We start from the raw sequence: 26,287 nt of genomic DNA on the forward strand, positions 1-26,287 counted from the left end.
GGCCACGGCAAAACAAAAACGCCCTTTTGGGCGCCTTTGTCGATTGCTGCCAAGCGGCTTACGCTGCTGGAGCGTCTGCCTTGCAAGTTGAGCACTTGCACTTTACGAGCTTGACGACTGCTGCGACGCCAACAAGTACGTAGACGATCGCTTCTACGGTTTCCCACTTGCCCAAGAGCATCTTCACTACGTTCCAAGCGTCTCCGCTTGAGCCAAAAAGCATACCGAGACCGACGAGACCCCAGTTGAGGGCACCGATGATCACGAGCACATAGGCTACCTTGGTTACTGAACATCCTGAATTCATATGTTTGTATGATAAAAAGTGAATAAAATACGACCTTTTCCTAGGCAAAGTATAGCATTTTTGCTGGTGCGGCGGTTTTTTGGCAAGGCAAAACTGGGGAAAACGGAACGGTAGGGCGAAAAAGGTGCCCAGATCGAAAAAGCACTCAATTATGGCTCAAAACAAGGCTGAAATCAGACCGTCAATTTTGGTCGCGGTCAAGTAAAAAACCCTTATTTTAAGCCATACTTTGAGGTTTGACAGCACCGATTATCCGTTGTCTGCTCTTGACAAAGTATATCCAAATGTGCTAGTATTATAGGGAATCAGAAAAGCTTCTGGTTTTTTGTTTCCCCCTCAAAACTATGTTTCAACTTTCCACAATCATCGTATCCCTCCTCACCGCGGCCTCTATCCAGGGTGCGAATATTTCTAGTTCTAGCTTCGCACTCGCTCAGCAAAATACCTCTACGACCAGCGGTCTGGCAAAGGAGATCACTCTAGTGAGCGCTATGCAACTCGAAATTCCTCAGTCTGCTAAGCAGTCTGATACAGAGCTCAAGGTGCGAGCCTATTTTTCCGATATTCCGGTTCTGATCGAGGTCGCACGTTGCGAGTCGCAGTTCCGCCATACCGACAAGAGTGGTAATCTTCTCCGTGGTACCATCACCTCCGACGACCTCGGTGTGATGCAGATCAATGAGTACTATCACGGCGACAGCGCGAAGAAGCTTGATCTCGACATTACCTCTTTGAACGGCAACATGGAATACGCTCGTCACCTGTACGAGAAGTACGGCTCCGAACCATGGAATGCTTCGTCGAAGTGTTGGAAGAAGCCGACCCCAGGTCTCCTTGCTGCCAAGAAGATCTAAGGGGCTGGTAGGGTAGGCAACTCCTTACTCTCGAACCTCCACAAAACCACCCGTTGAGGTGGTTTTGTTTTGGAAAGCAAAAGATTCGATCGATGTGTGTAAAATTGGACAAAATGCTCTAAGTCATATTTGTGGACAGTTAGCTGATAACAGTACAAGTATAGAAAAGAGGCGATAGAGAAACTGCTAAGAAAGGTTCAAGAAAGCACTAATTTTCAATAAAGAAATTCTAAAGTTTTTTGAGGCTGTTCTAGAGGGGGACCGATATAGACTATGTCGCACAATATATCTTTTCCGACATAGGCCCTGGAGGGGCCGAGGAGCGGCTGTGTGGCGACTTCATGATCCATGAAATCAAATAAAAAAGCGCTCGATACTTCCCTGGCATTTAAGCCTGAGAAAATCGAGCGCGGATTTTTCTGCACTGTGCATGGATCACTTCCACCAGCGCTGATACATCAGGTCGACCAGCCAGTAGATCTGCCGGTTGAAGACAAATGCCATGCTGGATAGGACTAGGCCGCTGAGATACATCTTCGCGGACACTTCGCTGTTCACGTAGCCTAGGGCTCGCATATTGAACAGTGGAATGCTCATCATTGCGGAGGCTTGCAGAAAGAACACGAGCATCGGCCGCAACGACACAATCTCCCAAGCCTTTTCCACGATGGCGGAGACAGAGTTGGTGGTCGGCGCGATGAGCGAGCCAATCAATGGGGTCAGGACATGATGCCTTTCAAGGAACCCTTGAATTTCTTTCCCGAAGAGGGTAGTGATGACTCCCCCGCCGGCCATCACGACAAACAGGAGGACTAGCAGCGGCATGAAGCTGCTCCAGAAGATCAGCGACCGACTTCCCCACTGGACGAAATCTTTTTTCTCGCCGAAGCAGCCGACGAGTGCGAAAATGATTGCGAGCATCAGCATGAGGGGGCCGTTTTGGATCCAAAAGCGGCGGTCAATGGTGAGCGGCACAATCCGAAGCAAGCCGGTCAGCAGGAGGACGAATCCGATGCCGACCAAGGCGAGATTTGCGGGTGTAATATTGGGTTTCAAGCAAAAGCCTTTCGTTTCCAGCGGTTTGAGGACGTTTCAAAGGACCTTACAGATGATAGTTAAAAACGGTAGTCCTGTCACTTGACATATCTGTATAAATATGAAATAGTAGTGTTCGCTCAATACACCTCAACAGTTCCTTCCCACGCAGAAAAACACGCACATCTATGCAAACAATGCACTGGTTTCCGCTGTCACTTGTCGCCGGCCTCCTCATGGGTGTTGGTATGATTCTCGCCCGCACGGGCGCCTCCGGTATGCCGTCCTATATTTTTGTCGGCATCCTCGGCCTGGTCTGGGCGGCTGGTTCAGGGGGCCTGGCCTACATGCGCCAGGAGCCTCTGCATATCGGCAAGATGGTCGTCGTTTTTGCGGTCCTCGCGGGCGCTTTCTTCTGGATGGAGAACATCCTCCGCTTCAACGCAGTCCCGAAGGCTCCGGTCACCGCATACGTCCTCTTGACTATTGAAGTCGTCGGGGTCTCGATCACGCTCATCTACGACTTTGTGCGCCTGTATCGGGCCGACAAGCTCGGCTCGATCAGTGCCTACGAAATCGGTGGCTTGATCCTCGGTGCCGCCTCGATCGCATTGTTCGGACTTGCGCCGAAGCATTGATTAAGACCCCAATCCCCTCGCCAATCGCGTAGGGCCAAAACTAAAGGGCAGAGAGAACCTCTGCCCTTTTTCTTTGCTTAGCTAGTTCCTCGCGACAGTCTCTAGTAGCGCAATCATCGGCAGTACTAGCTTGTCCCAAAAGATTCCGACGACAATGACATTCCAAACAAAGCTTGCAGGCGTCACCAAAAACGTATTCCAGACGTAGCTCAGGAAGTTCCAGATGTATGAGAAATTGGACTTTGAGGTGTCAGACTCCGCAATATCTTTCAAATTGAAGCCAAAGTAGCTGAGGATTAAAATGGCAATGATAACCAAGATGATCATTTTGAGAAAACCGCGATTCGAGCCTTTCATACCGATATTGTAACAAACTCCTTATAAATAAAGCAACGGATTCAAATACGCGCGCAGGTCGGCCACGGGCATGGTGTAGGTGCCGGCACAGACCTTGCTTTTGCGTTGGACGACCTGAACACCGTCGCTGGCGAGTACCGAAAAATGCAAATGCGCGCCAAAGGCGTAGCCGGTAGCGCCCGACAGCGAAATGGTCTCCCCTTTTGCAACACGCTGATTTGCCGCCACGCGAATCACGGAGTTGTGTCCGTAGATAGTGGAGAGGCCGTTGTCGTGACGAATGAGGATCCATTTGCCATAGGAAGCGCCTTTGCAGACGAGATCGGTGTCGCCAGCACCCACCACGACGCCACTTTCTGCAGCTTTCACTGGTGTGCCGACGGCGCCGCGCAAGTCGATGCCGTTGTGGCCGTTGCCGTTGTACACTGCCCCAGCGGCTGTTTTAGAAAATTCGGTTTGGCCGAAATATTGTGTCACGAAGACCGTTTCCATCGGCCAACCGAGGACGCCTTTGCCGACCGTGGGCAGTTTACTGAGATCAATGGCAAATTTGAGTTGCGCTTCAAACGCGATGAGTTCGTCAGCGAAGGCTTTCTGCAGCGCTTCTTTCTGCGCGAGGATCTTGGCGTAGGTCGCCTCTTGATTTTTGGTCGCCGTGAGTAGGTTCGCTTTGTCTTTGCGATTGGCTTCTATAATCACTTTTTGGTCAGAAAGGTCGCGTTTCAAAGCAAGTAGGCGTTTCTGTTGGGCGGCGTTTTCAGTGCGCTTGTCTTGGAGCGCAGTGCGCAACTCCTTGAGATCATTCAAATGAATCCGAATGCCGTTGCGAAGCTCAACAATACGCTCCGCCTCGTCCCATACTGCGGAAGTCTTTGGCGAGCTCAGTAGGGTCTCGAGTAAGCTGATCTGTTCTTTTTCATTTAGCGTCACGATACTTTCGTGGACAACATCCGTACTAACACCGATCTGCTTTTCCTTTTGTGCAATATCTTTGTCGAGTTGCTCGATGACGAGATTTGTCGCTTCAATCTTTTTGCCGGTCAACAGAATATCCGCAGCAAGTTTTTTCTGAGTGAGGTCGAGTCCTTTGATCGTGTTCTGTAGGGTCGTCTTCTGCTTGCCTACCGTATCGAGCTGGGTTTTGTATTGAGCAATCTCGGCCTCGAGCTGTTTGATACTCTGGTTGCGCTCATCGATTTTTGATTGCAATTCTTCAACCGAGGCAGCCGATACAATCGGTATGTTGTTTTTTGATGCGAAAAAATAGCCGAAAGCGAGCATGCAGGCAATCCCAAGTCCGGCAATACCAACATCGACGCCTAATTTACGCGCTGAGTAGAGTGATCGCATCATTGAGGCGAGCGAGTGTTTCGTCTTTTCCTAGCAAAGAGGCGAGGGTGAATGGGTCGGGGGATTTTGCAACGCCGGAAAGAGCAAAGCGCATCGGCCAAAGTACGCAGCCCCTTCCCTGCTCTTCCGCATATTTCCAGACAGCTTGCCTCACTTTTTCTTGGTCGGCAAAATCACTAGTAGCAAGGGCTTTCAAGAGCTCTTTCGCATGAGCAAGTCGCTCGACGGTTTTTTCTTTGCTAGGCTCATCTTTCCAGAGCAGCTGTTTTGTTGATTCGTCCGTGAAGGTTGGTTTACTGAAAAAATAGACAAATTCTCCAGCGGCAAAAAGCGTTTTAATATCGCCAACAGTGTCGATGCGTTCAAGTACAACCGGTGCGAGCTTTTTGATGAGTGCTGAATTGTCCGCGGCGTTTGCTGAGTCTGTGCCGCCGAGCATCGCGTGCACGCTTGTGGCGATGGCCGATTCGATCTTGGCGATCGGCTGCTGTTTCAAATATTCCTTGTTGATCCAACGGAGCTTTTTCTGGTCAAAGATGGCGCCGCCTTTTTGGATTTTGGATAGGTCGAAGAGTTTGAGGAGGTCGTCTTTCGAGAGGATCTCCTGATCAGTGCCAGGGTTCCATCCAAGCAGTGCCATGCCGTTGATGAGAGCCTCGGGAAGAAAACCTTGGTCGCGATATTCGGTAACGGCGAGCGCGCCTTTGCGCTTCGATAGCTTTGATCGGTCCTCGCCGAGGACTAATGGGAGGTGTGCGTAGATCGGCTCCGGTGCGCCGATGGCCCGCTGTATGAGGATCTGGCGCGGCGTGTTGGAGATGTGGTCTTCACCGCGGATGATATGAGTGACGCCTTCGGTGAAGTCGTCGACGACTACCGCTAAATGGAAGAGCGGTGTGTCAAGATTTTTCGCAATGACAAAATCCTTTAGATCGGCCGTCTCCATTTCGATAGTGCCACGAATGAGATCGGTGAACGCTACTTTGGTGCCCGGATTTTTGAAACGGATGAGGTCATTTATTTTTTGCTGCCCGCTCGCCGGGTCGAGCACGGGGTTGCCCTCCTTGTCCTTGGCCGGCTCGCGGGACACGTACGCCTTCCCTTCCGCAATCATCTGCTCGAGATATTTGCGATGTGTCGGCGCTTGTTCGGATTGGCGATACTTCTCGTCGTATTCGAGCCCCATCCAAGCGAGGCTGTCGATGATGTTGGCTTCGTATTCCGGCTTCGAACGGAGCTTGTCAGTGTCCTCGATTCGTAGGATGAATTTACCTCCATGCTGTCGCGCGTACAGATAGCTGAAGAGTGCGGTGCGATAGCTGCCCACATGGAAGAGGCCGGTCGGCGATGGGGCGAAGCGAGTGACGATGTTCTGGCTTGGCGCGGTCGGGTTTTTGGGCACAAGAGCATTCATAAAGTCCTTATATTATAGTGCAAAATGGCCGGTTCTAGAGTATTGACTATTCCCCCATAAGGTGATATAATACAGGCTGCTGTAGTTGGATCGTTTCCAATTGAATAGCCTCAATGTCGGTCAACCAAAGCCCGCGCGATCCCACGTTCGCGCATTGTGAAAGGTCATGTATGGAACCCGGAGATAACGGAATGATGAAGACGAAAGTCCTGCTGGTGCGGTCTGTGGAGTTCGACAAAGTCTCGAAGAGTCTCACTCCGCTCGGCGAGCTGCAGGTTGAATCCCTTGCCGAAACATTGGGGGTGAAAGGTTTTCAGCCCGACTGTTTCCGCACTGCGGCCTACGAAGCAGACTCATGGACCACTGCGTATTTCTTGAAAGAAGCTTTTCGGGGCCGTTCGGGGCCAGACGTTCAGACTTTGAGGGAGCTGTCGATTTCTGACACTTCCCTGCCGCGCAACAAGGAAATCGCGGGATTGATCACGCAGTATCCGAATTTGCCGCTTTCGACCTACGCTGGTCAACCGGGATACCGGGCGCTGCTCTCCCAGAGCAGGCTCGCACTGAGGGAGATTCGGAAGCATGTCTCTCCGGATCAACATCAGCAGATCATCATCTGTTCGCGCCATGGCCACGTCCTGAGCAGCTTGGCCCTCGACTGGGTGAGCGAGATGATCTTTGTGGGTTTCAAACTGTGTCCAGCGGCTCATTTGCCGTCATACCCCATCGAGGCCGGCGACCTCTGCTACGCAGCGACGGAGTTTGCTCTGGGACCTGGTCAGGGGCTCATGTTCAGCTACGATGCTTCTGATCCAGCGAGCCGAAAGGTCGGCTCCATCCAATTCATCAATCCGGAAGCCAACATCAGAAGCTAAGTCAGTTTTCGTTTACGCCACCACCCTGGTCCAATTCCAGGGTGGTGGTTTTTTCTTGCAAAAAACGGTACGTGCGGCGTTCGGTGAAAGACTATCTCTCGTGCTGCAATGCAATACCGACTACCTCTTCGGCAATGAGGCGCGCGGAGTCGAGACGGCTGAATTTTTTTGCGGCAGCGGACATGGTTGGCAGCAGTTCCGGCGTATCAAAAAGTCGGTCAATCTCCGTCTGGAGCACATGTGGAGACAGATTCCCCTCTTCGATCACGATGCAGCCACCGGCATGAGCATAGTTGAAGGCGTTGTGGACCTGGTCGTGTGAGACGGTTTCGTTGATTGGGATGATAATACTTGGAATCCCCCAAGCCGCAATTTCAAAAATAGTGGAGCCGGCGCGGGAAATCACGAGGTTCGCGATGCCAGCCGACATGCGCATGTTGAGGTCGTTCAAATAGTCGAGGGCTTTGTAGCGATCTTTGTGCTTGCTGTCGCCGAGGACAACTTCGGCAGTACGTTGCACTGCTTCGAGGTTCGCCTTGCCGGTCTGGTGAATGATCTGATATTTTTCGACAAGGTCAGGGAGAATGTCCATTAGGTTTTCGTTGATTGTTGTCGCACCCTGTGAACCGCCCAAAATGAGGATGGTCGGCACGGCTTTTTGGAAGCCAAAATATTCGTAGGCGCCGTTGGTGAGGGGCTCACGGATTTCTTGTCGAATCGGGTTGCCGGTGTAGGCGGTCTTGTCTGCCGGGAAAAATTCCGCGGATTGTGGGTACGACAAAGCGATGCGCTTTGCGAACTTCCCCGCCCAGGCGTTGACACGTCCTGGGCGACTATCCGACTCGTGAATGATCACCGGAATCCGCAACAGCCGCGCCGCGAACAACGTCGGAAAGCTCACGTACCCGCCCTTGCCAAAGACGACGTCGGGGTAAATCTGAAACAGCTTCACTAGCGTGAGGCAGACACCCCACGCAGTTTTAACGGCATCGGTGATATTGAGCAGCGAAAAATAGCGACGTACTTTGCCCGCCGGAGTCGCGACAAAGCGAATCCCCTTTGAAAAAAGCAGGTTCTCGTTGTACGGCTTGTCGGCCATGTAGATGAGCTCAGGGTCGAGCAGCTTGCGCTCCTTGCTCAGCGAGATCACCTCTTCAGCCACGGCAATAATCGGATAGAAATGTCCGCCTGATCCCCCGCCGGTAAAAACGATTTTCATGATGGATTATAGATTGGCTATGCAGTCTTTTGATTATGCTTCGCGCTGTTCGCTATGTCCGATATTTCGAAATATTGCAGAGGATGCCCAGCTCGGCGAGCGAGCAGAAGAGCGCCGTGCCGCCGTGACTCACAAACACGAGCGGTAGTCCGGATAAAGGAAACACGCCGAGCATCGAGGCGATATTCAGGAACGACTGCGACACCATCAGTATACCAATACCTACCGCCAACAGTCCACCGAAGGGGTCGGGTGCGCGAGTGGCGATCTTGAAGACTTGCAAGGCGAAAAAACAAATGATTAAAAGGAGTGTCACACTGCCCACAAACCCGAATTCTTCGCTAGCTACAGCAAAAATCGAGTCGCCGATCGGTTCTGGCAAAAAATTGAACTTTTGAATACTCTGGCCGAAGCCGCGACCGGTGAGTTGACCTGAGCCGATGGCGATGAGCGACTGCTGGATCTGATAGCCCGATCCAGTGGCGTCGGTCGACGGATTCATGAAGGTCTGTACGCGTTGCATGAGGTATGGCCGCTGCGCCACGAGCAAGGCGAGGATAATGGCGCCACCGATCCCCAAGGCTGCCAAATGTTTGAATTTCCCTCCTGCCACGATATACATCGCCAGACCGGCGAACACCATCACGCCGAAAGTGGCCGTGTCTGGCTGGAGGAGCATGATGGCGCCGACAATGCTCGTGATGATCACAAACGGCAGCAACCCCTTCTTCACCGTCGCCACTTTCTCTTTGGCGCCCGAAAGCCAGGCGGCAAGATAGAAGAGGTAACCCATTTTCAAGAGCTCGGACGGCTGCAGCGAAGTGAAGCCGAGGTCAATCCAACGACTCGCTCCGCCGTGTTTGAAGCCGATACCAGGGACGAAGACGAGCAGAGTGAGTAGTAGGGTCGCCGCAAAAATGTGAAACGAGTACGTGCGCCACTTGCGATAGTGGATGCGCGAAGTTGCAATAAAGGCCACGCTGCCGAGGCCAAGCCCGAAGAAAAGATGATTGAAAACGACGGCTGAATACAGGCTGCCGGAGCGGCTCAAAAGGCCGAGTGAGGCAGAGATAAAGATCGTGATGCCGACCGCAACCAAAAGGATCGAAGTCCACAAAAACAGCTTGTCAATCTTCCCGCTTCTCATGCCGATATAATATCACATTACGAGTCTCGTCGCCGACACCGATTCCAAGCCGTTTGACTACGCGTTGCTGAAGTAATATAATAGATGAACTTGGAGGGCATGCCCTGTCACGGCCACTAAGCTGTAACCAAGGAGGAACAAAAAGCACCGCGGCCGCGGTGCTTTTTGTTTTAAGTAAACGCCAAAGGATCATCGTCGCTATCAAAAGATCTTTTCCATGCTGGTATGACGCTTAGGAAGCAAACCGGTCCATCCTTGATCTGCTTTAGAACTATTTTAACTCGGTAGCCATCCATCAGTGCCACGAACTCAAAATAGCGCACGGAAGAAAGCTGCAACTCCCGGCGAGAGCCTGATTTCATGTTTTCAAACCGATTGAGGACTCGCATGTCCTGAATTGTATGTGAGTCGTTGAGTATTCTGGACACAAATCGAAATATCGAAAGTCTCTGATGCGAGTCACTGATCGGCCGACGGCGATTATTTCCCTTAAAAAAGAAGTGGTTGAATCCGACATGATTGAAAACAATAACTTTCTGTAGAAATGGACAAAATACCCTGCCGATATTTTGATACGCAAGTCTGACACGTTCCTTCAGCCGTTCAAATTTTTCTTCTTCGGCATGCACGCAACTAGCATAGCAGGACAGTGATAGAGAAATTGCTAAGAAAAGATAGAGAATTCGCTAATTTTTGATAAAGTATCTCGCTAGACTGGAACAGGACTATTGGGCAGTGTTACTGCCGAAAATACGCCAAGGTCGAGCTGGCGAGCGCCTCGACGTCGCTAAAGCGACCCTTTTCGGATGAACCGAGCACCGCGATCACAACTGGATGACCAAAACCGATATCCATACCCACCACGAGGTTGCCGCCGGCGAGATCGGTGAGCCCTGTCTTTGACCCGATGAGTCCTGGGATAGCATTTACGGCCTCGTTGGTATTTTTGGCTGGATGGCGGAAGTCATCGATGGAAATAAAATTCACTTTTTCATACTGTGTGGCCTCGATCATTTCCGGATGATTGTGCAAAATGTACGCAAAAAGTGCACTCACGTCTTTGGCCGAGCCGTATGCACCGGCCGTGGTGGAGCTGATGTCGAGCCCGCTTTCATTGGTGAAATAGGTGTGGGTAAGACTGAGTCGCTGTGCCTTTTGATTCATGAGTGTCACGAACTCGCTTTTTTGCACCTCTGCATCCTGCGAGCTGGTGCTGAAGGCCATGCTGGCCGAAGCGAGAGCACTGGCACCGTCGTTCGAAGACACGAGCAAGGTGAAATCTAGGAGATCTTTCAGTCGCCAATGTTCGTTCGCGAGCAGACCACTATCCCCTTCCTGCGCAATGTCACTCAGGCGAATAGCCGCCACAGTCGAAGGCGGCAGCTGTTCATATGCCGTGAGAGCGGTCATGAGTTTGGTCACCGAAGCGAGTGGCAGACTGGTGGTGGCGTTTTGTGAGTATAGTATTTCACCAGTGACCGTGTCGATAACGTAGGCCGCCTTAGCTTCCATGACGAGCGGCACCTGGAAAGGGATTTTTGCAATGACGGGTTCAACCGGTTTTTTTGGTTGAAATATCGCCACGAGTGAAGCGAGCGATGTCTCCGGCGAAAAAGTCGGGAAAAATGCATGTACCGAAAGCAAGCTGCCGGCTACCAGGAGCGTGCCGAAGGCAAAAGACTCGATTTTTCCGGTGCGGATCATGTGTGTTTAAACGCGTCAATTTATCCTACTCTGCCGCCGCCTCTTCCGCAATAGGCGCGACCACAGCGCTCTGCCGCATCGATTCGTATTCGGGAAGTTCTTCCGGCTTGGTGAGGCCCATAAAAGTGATGAGCTGCATCGTCGGCTTGTACAAAAAGGCGCGCTGGTCTTCGGGCGAGTTGACCTTTTCTACGAGACCGCGAATGAGTAGATTGCGAAGGATGAAGGTCGAATTGACCCCACGGATGCTGTCGATCTCGCGGCGGCTGATTGGACCTTTGTACAGGACGATCGAGAGGGTTTCGAGGCCCGCCTTGCCGAGGTCGCGTGTGAGCTCTTCACGAGTGAGCTGTTCGATGAGGGGTGCGGATGCCGGTGCAGTGCCGAGCATGAGTTCGTCGTCTTTTTGGACCAACACGAGGCCGCCACCACGACTAGCGAGTACTGTTTCGAGCTCAGTAACCGCCAGATTCAGAGCCTCAGCGGTGAGACCCGGATTCGTCGTCTTCAAAATCTCCGCAATACGCTTGTGCGTGACGGGTTCGCCTTTCCAAAAAAGGAGCGCTTCGAGTTGTGCGGATAAAGGAAGGTTCATGTGGGTGAAATGTAGCAGTTGTTGCGTGCGGCGTTTTGTTCGCTAATTATACCTCGGAACGCCGACCGCCTGCGTCTCGATGGTGATATCTTGAAAATGCGCATCTTGCGTGACATCGACGATGCCCTGCTTCACTAGCTCGAGCATGGCGAGGAAGCTCACGATGACATGCACCCGCTCCTGCTTCCCCACCCCGGCAAAATCTTCGAAGCTCATTTTGATGCTCGACTGGATGCGTGCGGTGAGGTTGACGATCATCTCCTCGAGGCTCATCACTTTGCGCACCACCGCCTTCGGGATGAATTCTTTTTTCGGCAGGTTGCGGATCACTTCTTTAATCGCGGCCAAGACACCAGCAGGCGTGATCTCCGGCTCAGGCGAAAATACTGGTAAAACCGTCTTCGATTCGGTCTTGGCAAAGATTGGTGTGGCGCCGAAGCGTTCTTTCACATGCAGCGAGAGCTCTTTGATCTTTTGATACGTCTTCAGACGCGCTTCGAGGTCTTCGATACTACCTTTTTCTTCTTCAGTGAGCGACAAGGTCGGCAGCAACGATTTGGATTTAATGAGCAGCAGCGTCGACGCGATGAGGATGAAGTTCGCACTTTCGGCCATGGGGAAAGCTTCGCCAGCACCACTCGTGCCCGTTCCGCGGGCTTGTAGGTACGCAATATAGTCGTCGGTCACTTGCGCGAGCGAAATATCGTTCACGAGCAGTTTGCGCTTCTCAATCAGGCTCAACAACAGGTCGAGCGGGCCTTCGAAGAATTGGGTTTTAATACAAAAAGTATCCACTAGAGCCAAGTTACACTTTCCACTCGTTTGGAAACGTGATCTTGTCATAACCGCGCTCTTTCAAAAAAGGAGCCAGTTCAGAACTTGAAGGAAATTCCGCCTCGAATTCTCTCTGTAAGTCCTTCAAGATGTTTTTCGACATTTCATATTTCTCGTGTTCAAGACATAGTTTATACCACCTATCGAGATCTTCTAGGGTTACAATACCCTGTATTCTACTGCCCCAACCGACTTGCTTAAGTAAGGCCTCTATCAGTTGTTTCTCAGAAGATATACAGACCACGACAATTTTGTCAGCGGTAATACTATCAGCAATTTCTTCTACCAAATCAGGGTTCAAAGTTAGGTGCTTAACTTGTATTGCTGGCCCAAAGTTTGACCACATATCCAGACCGCGGTCGGCAGCATTCGTTACACCGACCCTAAATAGTGCCGCAGGCAAGACTATTTTACTTTTTTGAGCGTTTGAACCGATAACGGTTTTTATAAAATCTTCAAAGTCAGCGAGAATCTTTGTGTCCTTATTTTGTATCTCGAGACTAATTTGCAGTCCTAATACTCGGATAATGCTGGAGAAAAGGGCGTACACCGTTATTTCGTACATCTTATCCACACTTCTTCTTAAGCCCGGATTTTCGATAAAGAGAGATATCAAATACTTAAGAGAAAAGTTATCTGGGGCTGTATTCTTAATGTATTTTTCGACTTCCCGAACAGAATCTAATCTTTTTTCTAAAGATTTGTATATGTAGGCCTCAACAAGACCTTTGGAATTTCGATTTGTTATTTCTAAAACATAGAGCGCCTCTGGTGGCATTGCATTCGCCTCAAAAATGTTATCCTGATATTTTTGACTAGAGGTACTCTTTCGGCCAACTAACCTTACAGACACAATGTCTCGCCATTTCTTGGACACATTTCTATAAGACTCAAGATCCTTGAGGTCGATAGATTCTTTTGTTCTGCTGTAAAAAAGTATTTCAGCAATTTGAATAGGCTTGTAAAGATGAACTCGAGATTTTTTGATCAAGGAGTCGAGAGCAGCCCTTGATTTTTTAGTGTTCTGTAACATGATTTTTTCTCACATGATTAACCTTTAATGAAACATTTCTTTCAATCGAGGTTATTTCGGTGGCGGTGGTTGGTGATGGTTTTTTACTCATAGCTTCGACCATCGCCTTGGCGACAGCCTGAATTTGTGGGACGACAACGCTATTCCCAGCTTGCTTCCGAAGTTGGGTATCCGGAACCGTAATTTTAAAGCTATCCGGGAAGCCTTGGAGCCTTAACATTTCCCTAGGTGTTAGCCGTCGCTTTCCATTAACTAACAGATAGTTATACGAAGCATTTGCCCTTAGTGCGCATGAAAAAGAATTAACGCCAATATTACCACCCTTATTTTCATGCCAAATTGATGGAAAAAACTGTTTCTCCAAAGTCACTTTTTTTGCCAATTTATTTTTTACATGCTCAGAGACAAAGTGTTTCTTGTCGACATCCCTATCGTCCTCAAGCACATCCTCGAGGGTTTTATTAGGTTTATCACTTTTCACTGGGAAATTAAAAGGATAATTTTCCTTGAAGCCAACAATCATGATACGTTCTCTCTTTTGAGGTACTCCAAAATTAAGTCCGTTCAAAACTTTGTAGTGCACAAAATATCCTAGGTTCCGTAGTTTTTGTAAGATAACTTCGAATGTCTTCCCTTCGTCATGGCCAACGAGTTGCTTCACGTTCTCAAGCAAAAAAGCACGAGGGGTCTTCTCTCTGAGTATTCTCTCTATGTCAAAGAATAGTGTCCCTCTCGTATCAGAAAAACCCTTTCTATCCCCGATAATACTAAAGGCCTGACAAGGAAACCCTCCAGTCAAAATATCATGGGCTGGTATATCCGAAGCCTTAATTTTGGTAATATCCCCAAAGGGTTTTTCACCAAAATTTGCCTCGTATGTTTTCTGACTAGCAGTATCCCATTCTGAAGAAAATACACACTCACAACCATTTCGTTCAAAAGCGAGTCTGATACCGCCAATGCCGGCAAACAAATCTATGAATTTGTATTTCTGGGTCTTTTTCATTAAGACAATTATATCAGATTTTTCCTACCCCTTCTTCTCCTTCTTGATCTCCAACCCCAACTCGCGAATCTGCTCAGGAGAAACTTCCGAAGGCGCCTGCATCATGAGGTCGCGACCCTCACCGGTCTTGGCAAAGGCGATGACTTCGCGGATGTTTGGCTCGTTCTGCAAAATAGCGAGCAGGCGGTCGAGACCCCACGCAATACCGCCATGTGGTGGCGCACCAAAACCAAACGCATCGAGCATGTGGCCGAAATTCTTCTGAATGTTCTCGTCGCTGTGGCCCATGATCTGGAGTACGGCCTTCAGTGCCTCTGGCATGTGGTTGCGGATGCTACCGCCGCCGATCTCGAAGCCGTTGAGGGCGACGTCATACTGCGTGGTCAAAATATCGCCGATATTTTCCTTCTTCATCAACCACTCGAAATGCTCCGGCTTTGGTGCAGAGAACGGATTGTGGGTGAAAGTCCAACCATGCTTGCCGTCGGCAGTCTTCTCGTCGGTCTTTTCGAAGAATGGAAAATCAATCACCCAGCAAAATGCGAGGAGGTTTGGATCGTTCTTGTCGGTGCGAATATCCGGCTTGTCGTTGCCGTACTTTTCCATCGCTTCCTTGTATGACATGCGTGGAAATGGCACTTGTTGAATCTTCTTGTGCGGAGTGACGGTCTTCACGAGCTCGATGAGCAGGGCCTCGTTGAGCGCCATGACATCTTCACGGACCACAAAGCTCATCTCCATGTCGAGCTGGGTGAATTCCGGCTGGCGGTCGCCGCGGGTATCTTCGTCGCGCATGCAGCGAGCGAGCTGGAAATATTTCTCAAAGCCGGCCACCATTAGGAGCTGTTTGTACTGCTGGGGCGACTGCGGAAGCGCATAAAACTTGCCCTTGTCGAGACGAGATGGCACGAGGTAGTCGCGAGAACCCTCTGGGGTCGACTTGGTGAGGAGCGGAGTTTCGATCTCGGTGAAGCCCTGCTTCGAAAGATAGTTACGGATGAACAGGTTCACCTCGTGGCGAACGCGGATGTTGGTCTGCAGGCGCGGACGACGCAGGTCGAGGTAGCGGTGCGTGAGGCGTGCCTCTTCGCCGATCTCGTGACCGTCGCCGCGCACGTCGATGGGTGGCGTGTTGGCCTGGTTGAGGACCTTGATACCAAGAATCTCCAGTTCAATATCCCCGTTCTGCTTGTCCTTTTGCACATTTTTCTCCGGACGCGGGTTCACTTTGCCGGTGACCTCCACCACCCATTCAGGTCGAAGGGCGCTGCCGACTGCATGTGCGTCTTTGGCGCCGGGGAGAATGACGCCTTGCACTTTGCCGGTGACATCGCGAAAATCAAAGAAAATGAGCTTGCCCTGGTCGCGGCGGATGTCCACCCAGCCGGAGATGCTCACTTCCTGCCCTTTTTTGCCCGCGAGGTCGCGGATATACGTTCGTTCCATAGGCGAAATCATAGCAGAAACCGCTCTTTTACGCCACGATCACCTGCCCCTCCTTCTCCACGAGATTTTTGTATTCAGGACAAGAGACAATGAGCTCTGCATGAGTGCCCATGCCGGCGACTCGACCCTTCTCCATTACGATGATCTTGTCCGCATGGCGGATGGTAGAAAGGCGGTGTGCAATAATGATGCCGGTGCGCCCTTTCATGGCGTCGCGCATTGCCTGCTGGATGTGGGCGTCGTTGATGGTGTCGAGGCTGTTGGTCGCTTCGTCCAGGATGAGCAGGCTCGGATCTTTGAGCAATGCCCGGGCGATGGCCACACGCTGCCGCTCGCCACCGGAGAGCTTCACGCCGTTTTCGCCGATCTTGGTATCGAAGCCTTCGGGGAGACGGTCGAAGAATGAGCTGATCTTCGACAGCTCGGCGATCTCTTTGAGCCGCGCTTCAGTGACCTTGCTCTGATCCTTGATCCCGAAGAGCAGGTTGTATCGAAGCGTGTCATCCCAGAGGCGCACCTGTTGTTCGACGTATCCGATCGAGGAACGGAACGAACCCAAATCCACTTGTTTCAAGTCGACGCCGTCGATATCGATCTCGCCGGAGACTGGGTCAAAACCGCGCAACAGCAGGTTCACGATAGTGGACTTCCCCGCTCCCGAATGTCCAACGATGGCCGCCACTTCGCCTGGCGCGATCGAAAAAGACACATTGTGGAGTGCATCCACCTCGGTCTTTGCTTCCGGATACGCAAAGGAGACGTTTCTGAAGGTCACCGCACCCTTCAGTGGATTGAACATGATGCCATTCTCAGGCGAAACGATACTTGGCTTTAGGTCGATGATTTCGAAGTAGCGGAGCGCATCTACCGACACCACGATGAGTCGACGGGAGAGGCGGGCCAATTGGTCGGATTGATTAAACACCATACGAGCCCAAGCGATGGTGGCCATGAGGGCACCCGCCGTGAGCGATCCCTGCAGTACGAGGTATGCACCAGTGGCGATGACGGCAAGGTTGCCTACCCGGCTACTCACGTCTCTGAATAGTCCGATGGTCATGTGATATTTCAACCACATTTTTTCGCCGAAGGCCGTGGCTTTGTGGTATTCCGTGGCCAATCGCGAAATGGTTTCGGTCTCTTGTCCGGAGAGCATCACGAGAGGTAATGATCGCAACACTTCCGAATACTGCTGGCCGACCACGTCGTCGATCTTGCGATATTCACGGATGGTCCGAGCCATTTTGATGTTTGCCGGTATGGAGATTGACAATGAGATGAGTACGGTGACACCCACGATCGCACCCAGGAGATGATTGCTGACGAAGAGAAAACCGAAGGCAAAAACGATCGTCGCGATGCCTGGCAGAATATCGTACATGGATATTTGGGCCATCTGAGCGGATGCATTGGCTCCCTGGGTCGCCACCTTTTGTCGGAAGCCAGAGTTTTGGCCGGTGATCTGACCAAGGGAGAGCGACGATGCCTTTTTCACCGTATTCATGTCGATGGTCTTGTTGATGCGGAAGATGAATTTCTGGTTCTCCACGTTGGTGTGGATGAAGTCAATGATCAGGTCGCCCAACATCATGAAACCGATGATGGTCACGAGGCGCCAAATGTCGCTCGCTATCGGGTGATAGAAAGCGTCGACAAGCTTGCCCCAATAATATGGCTGGACGAGCTCGAAGGCTTTTCTCGCGAAGACAAGAACAATGAGCACCCCGAAGGTGCTCCAAAACGGCCGCAGCAACATCAATAATTTTTTGAACATCTAGCCAGTGTAACAGAGTGTCAACATACTTGTCTACACCTTTTGCAATATGTCAAACATTCGGCGCGTTGTCACCGTTGTTTCTAAAGGCGGATGTGCTATAATTGACTCATGAACAAAGAGGGCCGATGCCCTCTTTCTCGTTTTTATTCATCGCTACCTTTCACTTTCCCCCTACTCAACTTTGCGCCTTCAATCGCTTTTAACGCCACCTCATCAAAATCAACATCCTGTTTTGCCGCCACTTGTTTATGTTCCTCAAACTTTTTCTCTGCGATTTCTTTCATCAGCACCAGTTCGTCGGAATTCCCGACATACTGAATTTTCCTCCAATTCACCTTCTTGGAAGACATTTTTGATATGTTCGGTTACTGTTGAGCGACCTTTGTCGTAGAGGGTTGCGATAGTGTCTTGTGTCAGCCATACCGTGTTGCCATCAAAGCGAACATCTATCTTGATGTTTCCATTTTTATCTTTGTAGATGACGATTTGGGAATTGGGTGTTTGCATGGGTTTTAATCAACCAGCCCCGCGGCTTGCCGCAGAGAAATGCTATGCGCACTGCTACCTTTCTGCCCCAGACATTTTAAATCAACAGCCCCGTCTTCTTCCGCACTTCCGTCATCTTCGCTTCGGAGCGAGCGCGGGCTTTTTTGCCGCCTTCGGCGAGGATTTTCAGGACACGGGTGCGATCTTTAGCGAGTTCGGCACGTCGCTCGCGCAAAGGGGTCACAAAAGCGATGAGGTCCGCCAACAACGCCTCTTTCAAGTCCTTGTACTTCCCTGCTTTTTCGGTGTAAAGCGCGTCGAGATACGCTTTGTCGCGGAACAGCTCGTGGATCGCGCGGACATTCGCCGGCACGCCGCCGGAAGAATCGGTGACGATCGACATCACCAGCTTGCGAAGCTCATCATCGGTCGAGAAGAGTGGGATGTGGTTGTTGTAGCTCTTGCTCATCTTCTGGCCGTCGATACCAGGCACGGTCTTCACGGAGTCGAGAATGAGCGGCTCAGGCAACTTGAAAGTATCGCCGAAGATACGGTTGAATTTCTCCGCGGTGTCGCGGGCGTATTCCACGTGTTGCTTCTGATCCTGTCCCACCGGCACCACGGCAGCGTCTTGAATGAGGATATCTGCGGCCATGAGGATTGGATAGTCAAAAAGGCCGACGTTGATCTCCTTGTTCTTCGCCTCTGCATCCTTGAAAGCGTGCGCGCGCATCAGATACGGCATGGTGGTGAGACAGTTGAAGATCCAGCCGAGCTCGGTCACCTGTGGTGTGTCGGACTGTTTGAACAAGGTCACCTTCTTCGGATCCAGGCCGATGGCGAGGTAGTCGAGGACGAGGTCGTAGGTGGCTTGGGAGAGCTCCGCAGCATTTTGGACGCTCGTGAGAGCGTGAAAGTCGGCAATGAAAATGTACGACTCATGACTATCCTGCAACTCGACGTACTGCTTCATCGCACCAAAATAGTTGCCGATGTGCGGGCGGCCGGTAGGCTTGATGCCGGAGAGGAGGATCTTCCGGTCAGTGTTGCCTGCGTTTCTTGTGTGAAATTGGAACATATCTGTATCAGTATATATGATGAGCTAGTATGCAGCCAAGACCTGCAGTAATTCCTTCGAGAGATTTGCAAATTCTTCCTTGGATTTCTCGATATTTTGCTTCGTCCCTTCCTGTCGATCCTCGATGAGGGCTGGATCAAGATCAAAGATCGCCACTCCGAGCTCCTGGCATTTTGCGGGAATTCTTCCGTAATCCTGTATTACGGCTAGCGGATCTTTCCAGCTTTTTTCCACCAGACCATTCCTCCCGTGCTTTTCTGAGAGAAAAAATTTGACCTTCTTGGGTATTTCCTCAATCCAGTGACGGTGGTCTTTGATCGGCTGCTTTCCATATACATTATACGAATTCACGATATACCCCACAAAAAGACCGTCGCCAGAGAGAACGAACTTGCCCTCTGTGTTACCCGACAAAGCTTTGCCTGTCACTTTCCAATTCTGCTTCCATTTCTCATACACTGTCCCGAGATTTTCTATTCCTTGGACACTAAAAGCGTCGGGCATCATGGGTACAACAAAATAGTCACCGCCTAGGAAGATGACTTGATTGAGAAGTGAGAGGCTCGGAGAAGTATCAATAACAAAGATGTCGATTTCGTCACTCAAACCTCGTGCTCGCAGAAAACGATCGATCGCGCTTGTCACGAAGTAGCCATTTTGCTGGCCAGAAGCTGCCTGACCATAAGCTGAGACAAGAAGGTTCTCGTACAGCGACAAATTTACACTCCCCTTCAGAAGAAACAGATTGTGGTTGCTATTTGAAACAGGAATCATCGGTACTGATATATCGATATCAGCACCTCCTTCCACGACCCCTTTTAGAACGGTGTAGATATCTTTGAAAGTCGATGAGAACAGCGTGTCAGTATAGTGATTGTCGCCCAGAGCAAGTCGGGAAAGATTGCACTGCGGATCAAGGTCAATAAGAGCCGTTTTGTAGCCTGCTTTGGCAAAGGACATCGCGCAATTGAAAGCAAGGGTTGTCTTGCCCACACCCCCTTTGTTGTTGGCAAAGAGCAGCTTTTTGGTACGAGGAAACTTCATGGGAATAAGTATACCAAAAAGACGCGCGGAGCGGAAACTAGCTCTTCTCAAACGCCTCGACCTCAATATGGAACGTCGAACCCTTGTGCTCACCTGGCGACTCTACGCAGACCTTGCCGCCTTCGTGGCCTTCCACCATTTGCTTCACGACATAGAGACCGAGGCCGGTACCGCCCACATTAGTGGTGATGGCGTCCTTGGAGCGGCTGAATTTCTGGAACAATTTCGGGATATTTTCGGCGGAAATACCCATACCTGTGTCTTTGACCGCTAAGTCGATCTTGCCACCGCTACGGGCCAAATTGACGCTTATAGAGCCTTTTGGTGTGTATTTTACGGCGTTATCCACGAGATTGGTCACCGCCTGCTTGATCTTGCCGGCGTCGATGCGGGCATCATAATTGGCCTTTTTGTCGAAAGTGAGCGAAATGGTCAAACCCTTCTTCTCCACGGTCGGTTTGAGCTCATCCACCACCTGGGTCGCCAGCGCGCTGAGGTCGGTGACGGTGAGATCATACTTCATTCGACCTTGTTCGATGCGCGAGATATTCAAAAAGTCGTCCACCATGATGGCCATACTCTTGCTCGATTCGAAGATCACTTCAACTGCACTCCTTAGCTCAGGCGACACCTTGCCAAAGTTTTCTTCCATGATGAGCGAAGCGTACCCCTTAATTGCCGTGATCGGCGCGCGAATCTGGTGCGACGCAATCGACAAAAATTCCGACTTCAGACCATCGAGCTCCTTCAGGCGGTCATTCGCCTTTGCCAAATCTTTCGCCAAGCTTTCGATGCGCTCGCGAGTGGCGACTTCCTTGTACATATCTTTGACAAGCAAAATACTGAAAGAGAGGACGAGGCCAAATAGTAGAAACTTAATGATCCAGTCACTTAGTCCACTGGGCTGAAGAAGGTTGAAAAGAAAGACGAGAACAAGCGCACCGGAAAAGAGCTGGGCTGAGATAATCTTTGCGCTCATTAGTTTGTACTTTAAGACCCCGTAACTCATGAAAAGCGTGTAGAGCAACACGAAGTAATTACCGAAAGGATACACATTAAATAGTTGTGGGAAAAAGTTGGTAATCCCTCCACCAAAACCGATCATGCCGGCAATCAGAGTGTTGCGTATCTGTGCCCTAAACAAGTGATCATTGCTTCGTCGATAAGATCGTATGAGGACAAAAAGTGCCAGGACGGTATACATGCTGAAGAAAATAGGAAAGACATCGTAGTATTGTCCGGGGTTTATCCAGAATGTTCCATATCTTGATATCACCCCCGTCTTAAAAAGTGGACTAAAGCTAAAGATGGCAAGACAAGTTGCTAAGCCCCAAGAAATCTGACGCATCCGCCTATTTTTTTCTCCCGTAAGTATCGAGATGAAGTTGAAATACAGAACAGGAATAAAAATTGCGGAGACATCGAGAAGATACTGCCACCGAAATGCAACGTTTTCAGTGAGACTCGAAGTGACACCATAGAGGGAGAGGCCCCACAAAGCGATAGCGATAGAGGCAATGAGCCATGCCTGGTTTACTCGGGATTTGGTATTTCCTGAATACAGAGATAGAGCAAGACCTATACTGCTGAAGAAAATCATTAAACTGGTAATTCCAAAGAGGTTCATACGAAGAAGAGTTAATGTTTCTTGAATTGTAACACCTCCCAACCCTCCCTCAAAGCCAGTGAGCGCATTTTTTTCTTTGGATTTACCACAAAACGAAAGTCCGCAAAGTCTAGCAGGTCCGTATCTGTGAGGTGGTCGGCATACGCCACAACTTTTTTATTAAGGAGGTTGTTTACCGCAAGATATTTCTGTGCCGCTTGTAATTTATTTTTTCCGTACAATGGCTCATCGGCAAAATTGCCGGTATAGGCAAAATTTCGTGTCTCTAGGCGGCTTCCCAAAGCATCGTGCACACCTATTTCCTCGGCAATGATTGCAACGAGTGGCTCGATAGCGCTTGAAAGAAGCACCACCGAATCATTATTCTGTAAATGCTGGCGAATTTTTTCAAGTGCTCCCTCGTATATCCGATCTTTTAAGTTAGCATCGAAAAAAATCTTGAGTTCACTCTGAAACGTGGCGATCGGCCAATTTTTTAGAAAAGAAACTGCCACCATGCGGATCTTTTCAGTACTTTTCACCAACCCAAGCCCATAAAGAAAGAACCATGCACAGATTTTTAGAAAGAACGATAGTGGGATTTTATTCTTGAGAAAAAGAAAATGGAGTAAGGCTTGCTGGCTCTGCCCCTTCAATAACGTCTCGTCAACGTCAAAAAAAACAACTTTTGGTTCATTAGTCATTGTGTTGTAAATGCCGATATTTTTTTGTGGACAACTCGGCTATCTCTAACATGATCTGATTTGTTAGAACTCTAAATGCCCTTCGACCAAGCTTGGTGTGAGAGTAGTTCTCAAAGGAAATTGGTTTTCCTACGTGCATTTCAACTGTCTTGCAAAATTTAGGAAAGGTATCTTTTCTCGACATGACTTCGTGAGCTCCTCTAATGCCTATTGGCACTACGGGAACGTGACCACGAACAGCATAGCGTGCGACGCCAGTGAAGGCAGGGAGCATGTTTTCCTTGTCCGGTGACCGGGTACCTTCTGGGAAAATACCAATCATTTTTGCCTCACGAAGATGCTCAAATATGCGATTATGCAGGACTCTCTTATCGTGCACTTTTCTGTCCACTCGAATCTGGCGAGTAATCTTCATGATTGGCGACCAGAATAAATGATCGAAAAACTTTTCAGCCGAAAGAAAGTGTACGTTTCTATTTGAAACGCTCACGAAACAAAGGAAGTCGAAATAACTCTGGTGATTAAAAGCAACAATCACTGGGCCAGCTTTCGGTATATTATCAATTCCGACCACCTTTTTTATCCATATAGCTTTGACAACGAATCCGACAGACTTTCGAATGCACCAATATAGGAAGTCGTGAATTTTATCGGAAACAGATCTAGAGCCCATTGCGAGTATAAGTATACGCCCTGGGGCGTGAGATTCCAATTATCCGCAAGGTTACCGTCGGATTGCTTCTTGGCTGAGCATGACAGTTAGGGGTGCCTGTATTTTAGCACAAACTGTCTTCTAGGGTTTTCTTACGAAACCCGACAGGGGGCAAGTTGACAGAAGTCGCACAGTCTTGTATATTTTGTCGGTCGTTTGCTGTATCTGTTGATATGCAACAGCGACTAAAAGGTTTTTAAACGTCAAAAAACAATGTCCGACACCTCTCAGGATTCAGTTACTAGCGCGAAAAAGTACTTTAATCAGTTCTTCAAAAAAGAACTTTACGGCACATTCAAGAGTGAAGTCAATTTAATTCTCAGTCGTGGTTCTTGGAATGAAAATTCCATACGATTTCCGAAGTTCTTTAAAACATGCATCGACATATCGCTAGAAAAACACTGGACGGGCTATTCTGACTCGCTTGGACATCGCTATGCAGTATCTGCCCTACGAAAGCTCCTGTCCTCGCATTGTAATTACTCGGAAGATCAGATCGCTCTGACTCTTGGCAACAGCGTCACGATCGGAATCGTCTTTCAACAACTGTCTAGACAATTAGTTGGAGCAAAAGTACTCACACTAACTCCATACTACCCACCGATCCTGAGGTCAATTCACAATCATTTCCCGGACACTGTTTTCATTTCCTCATTAGGAGAGGAGAATGACATAATTGCGGAAATAAGAAAATCTGTTCTGGACAATCGAGTAAAGATTCTATTTCTCACGAATTTCATTGGTGTGGAAGGTAGAATCTTTTCAGAAAGATACTGGAAAGAAATTTTGCAGATTTCCAAGGAGTTCAATCTATTTTTGATCATTGACGAAGGCCTTGCTTTTACAGAAACAAATTATCCGAGGGAAATTAACCAGGAAAATGTAGTAAGAATCGTGAGTGTTTCAAAGAAATACGGGGTTCCTGGAATGAAATTCGGCTTCATCCTAGCCGATAAAGTTTTCATGGAAAATTTCTATGAATCCGCGTCGACGAACTATGGTGGACCATCTAGTTTATTATTCCTTCTAAGTGAGTTTCTGTATCTTTTTGAATACATACTTAAATCGGGGGGCGATGCAGAAAATGAATTTAGGGAGCTTTCGAGAAAGTACTCTCTTTCTGAGGATGAGATTGCGGCATTGTTTAGTGATTATAAATCGGTGGTCGAATTGAACGAAAGACACTTTTCCGAAAACCTGCAGGCCGTTCGTGACTGGTACAGAAAAAATTCGAATTTATTCGAGCAAATTTTTGACTTTGGGGGTATCAATATACTATTTAAACCCGATATTTCCTGCTCGTGTCACGAGCTTTTCTTGAGGGCAATTCGAGGGTACAATGTATCCGTACTTCCAGGCAAGTGCCTCGGTGATACGTCTGATACCTTATTCAGAGTCACCCTTCTAGAGCAGAAGGGTGACCAAGAAGAAGCTCTCGAGCGTTTATCAAAAATTATTAGAGAGAATACTAAAGAATGAAAAGGGACATCAAGGTTGTGTTCATAGATTTTGACGGAACACTTACAAACCAGGCAACAAACGAATTGACTGAAAAGCCTGACGAGCTTATTGATTCACTGAAAAAGGCGGGTGCCGTGCCAGTTATTTCAACAGGAAAAGGGCTATATTTTATATATGACCTATTGGCCAATAAGCCCCGTTTGCTCGATGGTTATTTCATTCTTCACGACGGAGCCTTAGTATTGAATCCTTTCACTGGAGATATACTGCACTCTAATATTATGAGTGCGGAGATTGTTGGTGGTCTACTCGAAAAACTGACAGCTATCACTCAAAATACATACCTGAATAAAGCAACCGGACTTTTCTCTGAACACAATTTACTTTCGAAAGACTCATCACTCTTTAAGTTTTGGAATAAAACTCTGGATCATGAGGGAGTGTACCAGGTGTATGTTCGAGATATCCAGGAGTCACTGGTGACCACCATCAAGGACCTTGCAGATCACTTCGACCTAGAAATGTACTCATTCGCTAGTCGTCGTAATAGTAGAAGTTTAATGATTCACAACCGAACGAGTAATAAGGCTTGCGCGATAAAAAAAGTACTAGACAGAGGCGGATGGACCGAAAAAGAAGCGGCTGTGATTGGTGACGGAGTTAATGATCTACCTGCCTTTATGCTAGATGTATTTAAAATTGCCGCTAGTGATGCAATTCCTGAGCTTAAGAACAAAGCGGATTTGGTGTTAGAAGTTGGTGAAAGAATTGATTCAACGATACTGAAACTCATATGAGATACAACCATGTTTTTCCATCTCTAAAAATGCTACCCCTAGAACCAAAAGACGACCTTGTCTCGGTCTTGGAAAGGGACGGGGTTGTCCTGCTGAATGTCGGTGAAAGCTTTTCCAATAAAAGTTTTCTGGAACTAATGTGCAAAATCGGCACACCACTCAAAGAGTCGAACGTGGACGCTGCATATGTTGAAGACCTCTTTATTTTAAATGTCAGAACCGACATTGATTCGAATATCTCGATGGAAAACGAGCCCTTCTCCATCGACGGGCTAAGAATGCATGTTGAAAGAGCCTTTGCTAATCAGACTGTACAACCAAACTTTATTGCCCTGCTGTGCAAGGTTTGTCCAGTGGATGAAAATGGAGGGCAGACGCTTATTTATAGAATGAGTGACTTCGTCAAGTGCTTTAGTGCGAATGAATTGATGTTGATGAGAAAGATGTATCCAGTCTCAATGGACAGAAAAATTATTTCTGTGAATCCAATCTTGAGTTATGACCGAAGAAGAGGGTTTGAATTTTTCTCGTACAGAGATTTAGGACAATATGGTAAGGATTGGCACGTTAAGGATGATCCCACCTTGAATGCACTGGATGTTTCCCTAGTCGCTAATAAAATCGGTGAAGTTCTTGGAAGGCATGCCAACATCCGTGCCCTAGTATGGCGTCCTGGGTACCTATATATCTTCGATAATAAAAAAAGTTTTCATGGTAGGACCGAACAAAAGCAGTCCCAGAAAAGACACCTCAAGAGAATTCGTGTTATTTAAAATACGCGCCCAAACTACTAGGGCGCGTATGGTTG

At 49.0% G+C, this 26,287-nt stretch carries 28 protein-coding genes; 6 read left to right on the top strand and 22 right to left on the bottom strand.

What is annotated here, in order from left to right; all coding sequences use genetic code 11:
- Positions 1-58: 58 nt before the first annotated feature.
- Positions 59-307 (bottom strand): DUF378 domain-containing protein, encoded by a 249-nt coding sequence (locus AAB391_00690; GenBank protein ID MEK7644828.1) that lies wholly within the window; start codon positions 305-307, stop codon positions 59-61.
- Positions 308-651: 344 nt separating this feature from the next.
- Between AAB391_00690 and AAB391_00695 the strand changes: the two genes are divergently transcribed.
- Positions 652-1,161, top strand: coding sequence for a hypothetical protein (locus tag AAB391_00695; protein MEK7644829.1), 510 nt, complete (start codon positions 652-654; stop codon positions 1,159-1,161).
- A 435-nt stretch (positions 1,162-1,596) separates the two neighbouring features.
- On the opposite strand, the gene AAB391_00700 is transcribed toward AAB391_00695, so the two are convergent.
- A complete protein-coding gene (locus AAB391_00700; GenBank protein ID MEK7644830.1) occupies positions 1,597-2,217 on the bottom strand; it encodes a hypothetical protein in 621 nt (206 codons plus the stop codon).
- 167 nt (positions 2,218-2,384) lie between these two features.
- Here AAB391_00700 and AAB391_00705 point away from each other — a divergent pair, with 167 nt between their 5' ends.
- Entirely contained in the window at positions 2,385-2,834 is a 450-nt protein-coding gene (locus AAB391_00705; protein MEK7644831.1) for a hypothetical protein, read from the top strand.
- A gap of 81 nt (positions 2,835-2,915) precedes the next feature.
- On the opposite strand, the gene AAB391_00710 is transcribed toward AAB391_00705, so the two are convergent.
- Genes AAB391_00710 through AAB391_00720 form a run of 3 tightly spaced genes read right to left on the bottom strand, consistent with a single transcriptional unit; the run spans position 2,916 to position 5,955 of the window.
- The gene (locus AAB391_00710; protein ID MEK7644832.1) at positions 2,916-3,191 is read right to left on the bottom strand and encodes a hypothetical protein; all 276 of its coding nucleotides are present in this window, start codon (positions 3,189-3,191) and stop codon (positions 2,916-2,918) included.
- A 21-nt stretch (positions 3,192-3,212) separates the two neighbouring features.
- Entirely contained in the window at positions 3,213-4,544 is a 1,332-nt protein-coding gene (locus AAB391_00715) for a peptidoglycan DD-metalloendopeptidase family protein (GenBank protein ID MEK7644833.1), read from the bottom strand.
- Positions 4,516-5,955 (bottom strand): glutamate--tRNA ligase family protein, encoded by a 1,440-nt coding sequence (locus AAB391_00720; protein ID MEK7644834.1) that lies wholly within the window; start codon positions 5,953-5,955, stop codon positions 4,516-4,518. The genes AAB391_00715 and AAB391_00720 overlap by 29 nt, the downstream gene beginning before the upstream one ends.
- Positions 5,956-6,125: 170 nt before the next feature.
- Between AAB391_00720 and AAB391_00725 the strand changes: the two genes are divergently transcribed.
- Complete coding sequence (locus tag AAB391_00725) at positions 6,126-6,830, top strand: hypothetical protein (GenBank protein MEK7644835.1); 705 nt, start codon at positions 6,126-6,128, stop codon at positions 6,828-6,830.
- A gap of 91 nt (positions 6,831-6,921) precedes the next feature.
- Here the strand turns inward: AAB391_00725 and murG are convergent, their stop codons facing one another.
- From murG to AAB391_00810, 17 genes are all read right to left on the bottom strand, one after another.
- Complete coding sequence (gene murG / locus AAB391_00730; GenBank protein ID MEK7644836.1) at positions 6,922-8,049, bottom strand: undecaprenyldiphospho-muramoylpentapeptide beta-N-acetylglucosaminyltransferase; 1,128 nt, start codon at positions 8,047-8,049, stop codon at positions 6,922-6,924.
- Positions 8,050-8,101: 52 nt separating this feature from the next.
- Positions 8,102-9,196 (bottom strand): putative peptidoglycan glycosyltransferase FtsW, encoded by a 1,095-nt coding sequence (locus tag AAB391_00735; GenBank protein MEK7644837.1) that lies wholly within the window; start codon positions 9,194-9,196, stop codon positions 8,102-8,104.
- Positions 9,197-9,366: 170 nt separating this feature from the next.
- On the bottom strand, positions 9,367-9,825 hold the full coding sequence (locus AAB391_00740; protein ID MEK7644838.1) for a hypothetical protein: 459 nt from the start codon (positions 9,823-9,825) through the stop codon (positions 9,367-9,369).
- A 109-nt stretch (positions 9,826-9,934) separates the two neighbouring features.
- Complete coding sequence (locus AAB391_00745) at positions 9,935-10,900, bottom strand: hypothetical protein (GenBank protein MEK7644839.1); 966 nt, start codon at positions 10,898-10,900, stop codon at positions 9,935-9,937.
- Between the two features lie 25 nt (positions 10,901-10,925).
- Complete coding sequence (locus AAB391_00750; GenBank protein ID MEK7644840.1) at positions 10,926-11,495, bottom strand: SMC-Scp complex subunit ScpB; 570 nt, start codon at positions 11,493-11,495, stop codon at positions 10,926-10,928.
- Between the two features lie 42 nt (positions 11,496-11,537).
- Positions 11,538-12,338, bottom strand: coding sequence for a ScpA family protein (locus AAB391_00755; protein MEK7644841.1), 801 nt, complete (start codon positions 12,336-12,338; stop codon positions 11,538-11,540).
- Positions 12,301-13,362, bottom strand: coding sequence for a HaeII family restriction endonuclease (locus AAB391_00760; GenBank protein ID MEK7644842.1), 1,062 nt, complete (start codon positions 13,360-13,362; stop codon positions 12,301-12,303). The genes AAB391_00755 and AAB391_00760 overlap by 38 nt, the downstream gene beginning before the upstream one ends.
- Positions 13,346-14,368 carry a DNA cytosine methyltransferase gene (locus AAB391_00765; GenBank protein MEK7644843.1) on the bottom strand — a complete coding sequence of 341 codons (1,023 nt, stop codon included), beginning with the start codon at positions 14,366-14,368 and terminating at the stop codon, positions 13,346-13,348. Before AAB391_00765 ends, AAB391_00760 begins: the two co-directional genes overlap by 17 nt.
- A 24-nt stretch (positions 14,369-14,392) precedes the next feature.
- On the bottom strand, positions 14,393-15,814 hold the full coding sequence (gene aspS, locus AAB391_00770; GenBank protein ID MEK7644844.1) for an aspartate--tRNA ligase: 1,422 nt from the start codon (positions 15,812-15,814) through the stop codon (positions 14,393-14,395).
- A 28-nt stretch (positions 15,815-15,842) separates the two neighbouring features.
- On the bottom strand, positions 15,843-17,588 hold the full coding sequence (locus AAB391_00775; GenBank protein ID MEK7644845.1) for an ABC transporter ATP-binding protein: 1,746 nt from the start codon (positions 17,586-17,588) through the stop codon (positions 15,843-15,845).
- Positions 17,589-17,734: 146 nt separating this feature from the next.
- Entirely contained in the window at positions 17,735-17,875 is a 141-nt protein-coding gene (locus tag AAB391_00780) for a hypothetical protein (GenBank protein MEK7644846.1), read from the bottom strand.
- A complete protein-coding gene (locus AAB391_00785; GenBank protein ID MEK7644847.1) occupies positions 17,847-18,098 on the bottom strand; it encodes a hypothetical protein in 252 nt (83 codons plus the stop codon). The genes AAB391_00780 and AAB391_00785 overlap by 29 nt, the downstream gene beginning before the upstream one ends.
- 76 nt (positions 18,099-18,174) lie before the next feature.
- The gene (trpS, locus tag AAB391_00790; GenBank protein ID MEK7644848.1) at positions 18,175-19,155 is read right to left on the bottom strand and encodes a tryptophan--tRNA ligase; all 981 of its coding nucleotides are present in this window, start codon (positions 19,153-19,155) and stop codon (positions 18,175-18,177) included.
- Positions 19,156-19,179: 24 nt separating this feature from the next.
- Positions 19,180-20,199 (bottom strand): AAA family ATPase, encoded by a 1,020-nt coding sequence (locus tag AAB391_00795; protein MEK7644849.1) that lies wholly within the window; start codon positions 20,197-20,199, stop codon positions 19,180-19,182.
- A 37-nt stretch (positions 20,200-20,236) separates the two neighbouring features.
- Positions 20,237-21,826, bottom strand: coding sequence for an ATP-binding protein (locus AAB391_00800; protein MEK7644850.1), 1,590 nt, complete (start codon positions 21,824-21,826; stop codon positions 20,237-20,239).
- Between the two features lie 11 nt (positions 21,827-21,837).
- Entirely contained in the window at positions 21,838-22,509 is a 672-nt protein-coding gene (locus AAB391_00805) for an HAD-IB family hydrolase (protein MEK7644851.1), read from the bottom strand.
- Positions 22,502-23,182 (bottom strand): lysophospholipid acyltransferase family protein, encoded by a 681-nt coding sequence (locus tag AAB391_00810; GenBank protein MEK7644852.1) that lies wholly within the window; start codon positions 23,180-23,182, stop codon positions 22,502-22,504. Before AAB391_00810 ends, AAB391_00805 begins: the two co-directional genes overlap by 8 nt.
- Positions 23,183-23,434: 252 nt before the next feature.
- Between AAB391_00810 and AAB391_00815 the strand changes: the two genes are divergently transcribed.
- From AAB391_00815 to AAB391_00825, 3 genes are read left to right on the top strand one after another with little or no spacing between them, the layout of a single operon-like run.
- Positions 23,435-24,700 (top strand): pyridoxal phosphate-dependent aminotransferase, encoded by a 1,266-nt coding sequence (locus AAB391_00815; protein ID MEK7644853.1) that lies wholly within the window; start codon positions 23,435-23,437, stop codon positions 24,698-24,700.
- On the top strand, positions 24,697-25,479 hold the full coding sequence (locus tag AAB391_00820) for an HAD family hydrolase (protein ID MEK7644854.1): 783 nt from the start codon (positions 24,697-24,699) through the stop codon (positions 25,477-25,479). Before AAB391_00815 ends, AAB391_00820 begins: the two co-directional genes overlap by 4 nt.
- Positions 25,476-26,252, top strand: coding sequence for a hypothetical protein (locus tag AAB391_00825; protein ID MEK7644855.1), 777 nt, complete (start codon positions 25,476-25,478; stop codon positions 26,250-26,252). The genes AAB391_00820 and AAB391_00825 overlap by 4 nt, the downstream gene beginning before the upstream one ends.
- Positions 26,253-26,287 lie beyond the last annotated feature (35 nt).

This window comes from Patescibacteria group bacterium (assembly GCA_038065315.1).
Taxonomy (GTDB): domain Bacteria; phylum Patescibacteriota; class Minisyncoccia; order Phycocordibacterales; family JBBTRF01; genus JBBTRF01.

Coding starts and splice junctions, on each gene's coding strand:
- AAB391_00690 (MEK7644828.1), bottom strand. CDS start 307: ATGAATTCAGGATGTTCAGTAACCAAGGTAGCCTATGTGCTCGTGATC.
- AAB391_00695 (MEK7644829.1), top strand. CDS start 652: ATGTTTCAACTTTCCACAATCATCGTATCCCTCCTCACCGCGGCCTCT.
- AAB391_00705 (MEK7644831.1), top strand. CDS start 2,385: ATGCAAACAATGCACTGGTTTCCGCTGTCACTTGTCGCCGGCCTCCTC.
- AAB391_00710 (MEK7644832.1), bottom strand. CDS start 3,191: ATGAAAGGCTCGAATCGCGGTTTTCTCAAAATGATCATCTTGGTTATC.
- AAB391_00715 (MEK7644833.1), bottom strand. CDS start 4,544: ATGATGCGATCACTCTACTCAGCGCGTAAATTAGGCGTCGATGTTGGT.
- AAB391_00720 (MEK7644834.1), bottom strand. CDS start 5,955: ATGAATGCTCTTGTGCCCAAAAACCCGACCGCGCCAAGCCAGAACATC.
- AAB391_00725 (MEK7644835.1), top strand. CDS start 6,126: ATGGAACCCGGAGATAACGGAATGATGAAGACGAAAGTCCTGCTGGTG.
- murG (MEK7644836.1), bottom strand. CDS start 8,049: ATGAAAATCGTTTTTACCGGCGGGGGATCAGGCGGACATTTCTATCCG.
- AAB391_00735 (MEK7644837.1), bottom strand. CDS start 9,196: ATGAGAAGCGGGAAGATTGACAAGCTGTTTTTGTGGACTTCGATCCTT.
- AAB391_00745 (MEK7644839.1), bottom strand. CDS start 10,900: ATGATCCGCACCGGAAAAATCGAGTCTTTTGCCTTCGGCACGCTCCTG.
- AAB391_00750 (MEK7644840.1), bottom strand. CDS start 11,495: ATGAACCTTCCTTTATCCGCACAACTCGAAGCGCTCCTTTTTTGGAAA.
- AAB391_00755 (MEK7644841.1), bottom strand. CDS start 12,338: ATGACAAGATCACGTTTCCAAACGAGTGGAAAGTGTAACTTGGCTCTA.
- AAB391_00760 (MEK7644842.1), bottom strand. CDS start 13,362: ATGTTACAGAACACTAAAAAATCAAGGGCTGCTCTCGACTCCTTGATC.
- AAB391_00765 (MEK7644843.1), bottom strand. CDS start 14,368: ATGAAAAAGACCCAGAAATACAAATTCATAGATTTGTTTGCCGGCATT.
- aspS (MEK7644844.1), bottom strand. CDS start 15,814: ATGGAACGAACGTATATCCGCGACCTCGCGGGCAAAAAAGGGCAGGAA.
- AAB391_00775 (MEK7644845.1), bottom strand. CDS start 17,588: ATGTTCAAAAAATTATTGATGTTGCTGCGGCCGTTTTGGAGCACCTTC.
- AAB391_00780 (MEK7644846.1), bottom strand. CDS start 17,875: ATGAAAGAAATCGCAGAGAAAAAGTTTGAGGAACATAAACAAGTGGCG.
- AAB391_00785 (MEK7644847.1), bottom strand. CDS start 18,098: ATGCAAACACCCAATTCCCAAATCGTCATCTACAAAGATAAAAATGGA.
- trpS (MEK7644848.1), bottom strand. CDS start 19,155: ATGTTCCAATTTCACACAAGAAACGCAGGCAACACTGACCGGAAGATC.
- AAB391_00795 (MEK7644849.1), bottom strand. CDS start 20,199: ATGAAGTTTCCTCGTACCAAAAAGCTGCTCTTTGCCAACAACAAAGGG.
- AAB391_00800 (MEK7644850.1), bottom strand. CDS start 21,826: ATGAACCTCTTTGGAATTACCAGTTTAATGATTTTCTTCAGCAGTATA.
- AAB391_00805 (MEK7644851.1), bottom strand. CDS start 22,509: ATGACTAATGAACCAAAAGTTGTTTTTTTTGACGTTGACGAGACGTTA.
- AAB391_00810 (MEK7644852.1), bottom strand. CDS start 23,182: ATGGGCTCTAGATCTGTTTCCGATAAAATTCACGACTTCCTATATTGG.
- AAB391_00815 (MEK7644853.1), top strand. CDS start 23,435: ATGTCCGACACCTCTCAGGATTCAGTTACTAGCGCGAAAAAGTACTTT.
- AAB391_00820 (MEK7644854.1), top strand. CDS start 24,697: ATGAAAAGGGACATCAAGGTTGTGTTCATAGATTTTGACGGAACACTT.
- AAB391_00825 (MEK7644855.1), top strand. CDS start 25,476: ATGAGATACAACCATGTTTTTCCATCTCTAAAAATGCTACCCCTAGAA.